The sequence below is a fragment of the uncultured Parabacteroides sp. genome, from assembly GCF_947855115.1.
GTDB lineage: Bacteria > Bacteroidota > Bacteroidia > Bacteroidales > Tannerellaceae > Parabacteroides.
This window is the reverse complement of record NZ_CANTZW010000006.1, coordinates 152,521-158,640: the sequence shown is the minus strand read 5'-3', so window position 1 is coordinate 158,640 and position 6,120 is coordinate 152,521. Positions and strand designations below refer to the sequence as shown.

5 protein-coding genes are annotated in these 6,120 nt (G+C 34.4%); all 5 read left to right on the top strand.

The window, feature by feature from the left end; genetic code table 11:
* Positions 1 to 146 precede the first annotated feature (146 nt).
* The 5 genes from Q0110_RS06480 to Q0110_RS06460 all read left to right on the top strand — a co-directional run bounded on the left by Q0110_RS06480 (position 147) and on the right by Q0110_RS06460 (position 6,119).
* Positions 147 to 1,199, top strand: a complete 1,053-nt coding sequence (locus Q0110_RS06480) for a transcriptional regulator (RefSeq protein ID WP_297904493.1) — start codon at positions 147 to 149, stop codon at positions 1,197 to 1,199.
* The gene (locus tag Q0110_RS06475; protein WP_297904489.1) at positions 1,196 to 1,603 is read left to right on the top strand and encodes a BT0820 family HAD-type phosphatase; all 408 of its coding nucleotides are present in this window, start codon (positions 1,196 to 1,198) and stop codon (positions 1,601 to 1,603) included. Before Q0110_RS06480 ends, Q0110_RS06475 begins: the two co-directional genes overlap by 4 nt.
* A gap of 11 nt (positions 1,604 to 1,614) precedes the next feature.
* The gene (locus Q0110_RS06470) at positions 1,615 to 2,406 is read left to right on the top strand and encodes a polysaccharide biosynthesis/export family protein (protein ID WP_297904486.1); all 792 of its coding nucleotides are present in this window, start codon (positions 1,615 to 1,617) and stop codon (positions 2,404 to 2,406) included.
* A gap of 221 nt (positions 2,407 to 2,627) precedes the next feature.
* On the top strand, positions 2,628 to 4,808 hold the full coding sequence (locus Q0110_RS06465) for a tyrosine-protein kinase family protein (protein ID WP_297904483.1): 2,181 nt from the start codon (positions 2,628 to 2,630) through the stop codon (positions 4,806 to 4,808).
* Between the two features lie 72 nt (positions 4,809 to 4,880).
* Entirely contained in the window at positions 4,881 to 6,119 is a 1,239-nt protein-coding gene (locus Q0110_RS06460; protein WP_297904480.1) for an OmpA family protein, read from the top strand.
* Position 6,120 lies beyond the last annotated feature (1 nt).

Below are 6,120 nucleotides of genomic sequence, written 5' to 3'. Positions count from 1 at the left end.
ATCTCTTGAAAAGAGAAGTACACTACATATACAAAAAATAGTCTTTGCGTATGAATGTGATATTTAAAATTAGAACAAACAGGAAGGTTGGACATAAGGTAATCAACGGCCTAGAAAACCAAAGACATATATTAGTTTGAAGAACGATGTCACTGGATAGTACAGAAATTCTTACTAATGCCCAGGAGGGCACTTTTAATAACGAAGTAAAGATTGATTTTACTTCGGAAGGGGAAATTTTGCCCCAATATCAAGAACCAAAAGTATGGTGTTATCTTTTTGTTCACCATAAAAAAGTTGATATAGTAAGAGTTAAATTAGAAACACATTTCCAAACTTTTGTGCATAAAAATATTGTCTATAAGCGTGAGAATAAACTGATAAAGAAAGAAGAGCGACCTACAGTTGCTGGACTCTTATTTGTACGGGGTAAAGTTCAAGAGATACAGGCTTTTCTTTCTGAAAATTTTTGGGGGCTGCACTTAATAAAAGATTGTAGTACCAAAGATATCGCAATTATCCCTGATCGTGTAATGCAATCATTTATGAAAATATCGGAAGTAAGTCCTACCCGGATTCGTTTTATGCCACATTCTTTTGGACATTACTCAACTGGTAACACTTTAGTTCGTTTAACGTCGGGCCCCCTTGTTGGGTTCGAAGGTTATCGGATACGTATTGCACGAGATAAATGCCTTGTAACTTCGCTGGGTGGTATGACCATAGCTATAGGAGGGATACACAAAGACAGCTTTGAAAATATAGATGAATATGTGCGGCAAAGAAGAATACGACTTCAAGAGAGAATTCGGTTTCCAAAAGTAGCTTTAACCCCCAATCAATCTAAAATAGAGGCTTGTTTTTTTATGCCACAAAATCAGTTAGATATTTTAATTATAGCTGAAAAACTTAATCATTGGATTATAATGGCTAAATCGTTAAAAACAGATAAAGATTTTGAGGGTGCAGTGGAAATAGCTCTTTTTATTTTAAAAGAAATCGGAAGTCACTATCAATCTATATATGGTAACACTCGAATAGGAGATTTTACAGAGTTGGACATAGTTTGTCATTCTGCTGACTATGTTTTGAAATCTATTTTAGAAAGTGAAGATGTTTCTGTAGATCTAAAAGAAATTGTAGAGACTGAAAAACAGTTTTTAGTGACTTATTTCCCTTTCTTACCCATAATGATATGATTATTGCAGTTGATTTTGACGGGACGATCGTAGAAAACAAATACCCCCAAATAGGAAGAGAAATACCTTTTGCCATTAGCACTTTAAAAAAATTGCAGTTTGATGGACATATGTTGATCCTTTGGACAGTTCGGGAGGGGAAATGTTTAGAAGAAGCTATAGCTTTTTGCCGTCAGCGTGGTATTGAATTCTATGCGATAAACCGTAATTATCCGGAAGAGACTGATAATAGTATTATTCATTATAGAAAAGTTAATGCAGACTTTTTTATTGATGATCGTAATATCGGAGGATTACCCGATTGGGATACTATTTACAAAATGATTACCGAGGGCTTATCTTATAAAGAGTTAGTACTTCATCTTCATTCTAAAAAACGCAAAAGATTATTCCATTTTTTTTAATAGATCAAAATATGAGTATAAAAAAAGCAATCTTACTACTATTTATGGGATTTTCATTAGTTGGGTGTACTTCGTATAGGAATGTGCCTTATCTACAAAATCCTGAAATAGTTAATGATTTTGAAGCAGATTTACCTATGTATGATGCCAAAATCATGCCTAAAGATTTATTGGTCATAACAGTAAATGCGACAGACCCTTTAGTTGCCGCTCCTTTTAATTTAACAGTTCAAAGTTCAATTAATTCATCTATTACCGCTACTTCTCAACCAGCTTTGCAGCAATATTTAGTAGACAATAATGGTGAGATTAATTTTCCGGTATTAGGGCGGCTTAAAGTCGGTAATTTGACTAAACGGGAAGCAGAAGATTTGATACGTAATAAATTAAAATCCTATATAATAAATGAAGAACCTGTGGTTACGGTCCGTATGGTCAATTACAAAATATCTGTACTTGGAGAGGTGTCTCGTCCTGGAACATTCACGGTAAGTAATGAAAAAATCAATATATTAGAAGCATTAGCCATGGCAGGAGATATGACTATTTACGGTGTCCGTGATGATGTGAAACTGATCCGTGAGAATTCAGAAGGGAAAAGAGAAATTATCAAGCTGAATTTAACTAATGCAGGCATCGTGACTTCTCCCTACTATTATCTAGAACAAAATGATATTTTATATGTAAAACCTAATAAGATAAAAGCAAAAAATTCGGATATAGGGAATACTACTTCTCTTTGGCTCAATACTACTTCGATTTTGGTTTCTATAGCCAGTTTATTAGCAACAATTCTTCTGTAAATTAAAAAGTGATGAATAACAACGATTTATTGAAAGAACAAAAAACTAAAAGTTTTTACACCTTACTTTTTAGATACTTATCTTATTGGCCTTGGATTCTATGTAGCGTTTTCACATGTTGCATTGGTATGTTTCTATTTATTAGTTACGTTCCATCTGTTTATAATATAACATCTTCAGTCTTGATAAAAGTGAGTGACCAAAACCGTAATCCCATTTTTATGAACGATGGGATTATGACGGGGAGTCAGAACCTCGGGATGTTCTCAATGACCAGCAAATTTGAAAATGAAGTGGAAGTGCTTTCTTCCAGAACATTAATACAAAAAGTCGTTTATGATTTGGGATTGTATATAGAGGTAGAAGAAAAAGGATTATGGGGCTATAAACCTCTCTATAAAAACAGTCCTATTAATATTTACATGACACCACAGGAGGCGGACAATTTAAATTCCGAGCTTGAACTTCAAATTAAATATTCTGAGAATGGGAATTTATACGTAAAAGCTGAATACGTTTACATTGATAAATTTGGAGATAAACAAGAAATTGAAGAAGAGAAAAGTTTCAATGTTTTCCCGGCAATACTCCCGACTAAAGTAGGGACTATCAGTTTTACCCGAAATGATTCAGTGGAAATATTAAGCGAAGATAAAAGTGTTCAGCTAAGAGCTTATATCAATTCACCTTTGAATGTAGCAAGTGATTACAAAAAAAACAAACTGATTATCAAACCAAGTTCGCAGATGACAACTATTGCCTTAATATCTGTGGAAAATACAGTAAAAGAGAGGGGGATAGATTTTGTGAATTGTTTAATCGATAATTACAATAAAGATGCTAATGATGAAAAAAATGAAGTCGCCCAAAAAAGCGCTGATTTCATCGAAGAAAGACTGGAAATTATAAATCAGGAATTAAGTTCAACAGAAAATCAACTTGTCAGTTTCAAGCAACAATCCGGATTAACGAATTTGACGAACGATACACAAATCGCACTAGAAGAAAATGCTAAATATGAACAAAAACGTATAGAAAATTCAACCCAAATACGTTTAGTTGAATATTTACAGGAATATATTAATAACCCCAAGAATCGCAATGAGGTAATACCCCTTAATATTGGTTTAGAGAATGCTGATTTGAATATGATTATAACTCGATACAATGATCTTCAATTAGAACGCAAACGCTTGCTTCGTACATCGTCCGAAGCTAATCCTACAGTGATTAATTTGAATACGAGCTTAAATGCAATGTTCTTGAATGTACAAACAATGATACATAATGTCCTTGAAAATTTATGGATTACCCAAAGTGATCTTGATAAGCAAGCTCATAGATATGAAATTCAAATAAACAAGGTTCCACAAAAAGAAAAAGAGTTTTTGACAATATCCCGACAACAAGAGCTTAAAGCATCTCTGTATTCCATGTTATTACAAAAGCGAGAAGAAAATGCTATAACACTAGCTTCTACAGCAAAAAATGGACGTGTTATTGAAAGTGCGGCTGCTGGGAATAAACCAATATTCCCCCGTAATTTACTATTTATGATAGCCGCATTTGGTATAGGTTTGATCATACCTATAGGTATGATTTATTTCCGTGATTATTTTAAATATAAAATAGAAGATATTGATGATGTTAAAGAGAAAATAGATGTGCCAATTTGTGAGATCCCATTTGAAAAGTGGAAAACATTTGGTGGAATAGTCCTCGAAAAGAGTCGTAATATCATAATTGATGAAGCTTTCCGTATATTACGAACAAACTTATTGTTTCGTATGAATGGGAATAATAAGGTTATTCTCGTGACATCCAACATGCCAGGTGAGGGGAAAACATTCATAGCGGGAAACTTGGCGGTGTCTCTTTCTTTCTTAAATAAAAAAGTAATTATTGTTGGCGTGGATCTTCGCAAACCTGGGCTTAATAAAGTACTGAATGTCCCTAACACGTCCAAAGGATTGGTTAACTATCTTGAAGGTACAGAACATGTGCAACTATCAGAATTAATTCAAACATCTTCTTTTTTCGATGGATTAGATATATTAACAAGTGGAAGCATACCTTCTGACCCTACAGAATTACTCGCAAAAAAAGATTTTAGTGAAATAATAGAGCAATTGAAAGAACGTTATGATTATGTTATACTAGATACCGCCCCTATATCTTTAGTAGCTGACACGTCTCTTATTACACACGTAGCAGACTTAAGTATTTATGTATGCCGCATGGATTATACACCTAAAGAAAGTTTGGATAATATTCAACTTCTGAGAAATCAAGACAAGAAGTCGGAAGTAATTTGTGTGTTAAATGGAATTGATATGAATAAGCGAAAGCATAGTTATAAATATAAATATGGAAAACGATATGGCTATCGTTACGGTTATTAAATCCCCTATGATAATATTATAAACACCCATTTCCATACTTAATTTTTAGGTTTCTATAAAACATAATATCTTATGACAAAAAAGTTAATTTTCATCGGATTTCTCTTGTCTGCATTACCGATTGTAATCAATGCCCAAGAGATGAAAAAGGACACGATTCGTACAGAGTTACAGTCTGAATTTATCAAGGCAGTTGGTGATTCAACCGACTTAGTTATAGCCGGAAATGGAAATTCTAATTGGTTTATTAGTTTTTCTGGAGGCATTAATTCTCTTGCTGCAGAGGCAAACCGTAAATATGACAACTTTCTAGACCGTTCAAGGATGTCTTTTAGGTTGGGAATTGGTAAATGGTTTACTCCAATATGGGGATTTCGTGCCCAAATGGGAGTCGGTAAACTGTCCGGTCATTCAAGGCTGCAAACATTTTATTATTACAATATATACGATCAAGGTGACCACACAACCATGCCGGATGAAATGAAACCCTATTTGTCCGAGAAAAATGGAGAATATTGGATACACCGTAAATTTACGTATATGGATTGGTCGGTTAATATTATCACTGATGCTGTTCGTTGGTTTACGAAAGAGCCCCAAAAAGTCGGATTGATATTGTCTGCCGGTCCGGGGTTTAGTCATGCCTTTGGTTCACAAGGATTGTCTGCCAATAATTCTTTTTCTTTTAATGCGGGGCTGCAATTAAATGTAAGCTTGCATGAGAATTGGGATGTTTTTGCTGAATTTCAAGGAACTATTGTGGATGAGACATTTGATGGGCAAATTGGAGGGGAGAATCATCAACGTAATCGGGCAGTAGAAGGCTATGGAGGATTATCGCTTGGTATTACTTACAAGTTCGGAGGAAAAAAATTCAAACGTTATGCGAAGGTTAATCCAATAACTTATGAACAAATTCGTTATATCCCGGCTCCTGAGATCATTTCGACAAGAATACATGCGGATGAAAAAATTACAGATTTTACAGTACGCTTTTTTATTGACAAATACACAATAGAAGATGAGCAAAAACTTAATATAGACAAAGTCGCTCGCTACCTAATACGCAATCCTAAAGCACATGTACAACTGACTGGATATGCTGACAAAGAAACTGCCTATCCGGAATATAACATGAAGCTAAGTCAACGGCGGGTAAATAATGTGCGTGATTATTTAGTAGATTGTGGCATAGCCCCCTCTCGTATTACAACAGAAGCAAAAGGAGATACACAACGTGCATATGATGAGGATTTCCGTTGGAACCGTGCGGTTATTATGAAGATTATTGACAATAAAGAAAAGAATTAAT

Coding starts and splice junctions, on each gene's coding strand:
- Q0110_RS06465 (WP_297904483.1), top strand. CDS start 2,628: ATGAACGATGGGATTATGACGGGGAGTCAGAACCTCGGGATGTTCTCA.
- Q0110_RS06480 (WP_297904493.1), top strand. CDS start 147: ATGTCACTGGATAGTACAGAAATTCTTACTAATGCCCAGGAGGGCACT.
- Q0110_RS06470 (WP_297904486.1), top strand. CDS start 1,615: ATGAGTATAAAAAAAGCAATCTTACTACTATTTATGGGATTTTCATTA.
- Q0110_RS06460 (WP_297904480.1), top strand. CDS start 4,881: ATGACAAAAAAGTTAATTTTCATCGGATTTCTCTTGTCTGCATTACCG.
- Q0110_RS06475 (WP_297904489.1), top strand. CDS start 1,196: ATGATTATTGCAGTTGATTTTGACGGGACGATCGTAGAAAACAAATAC.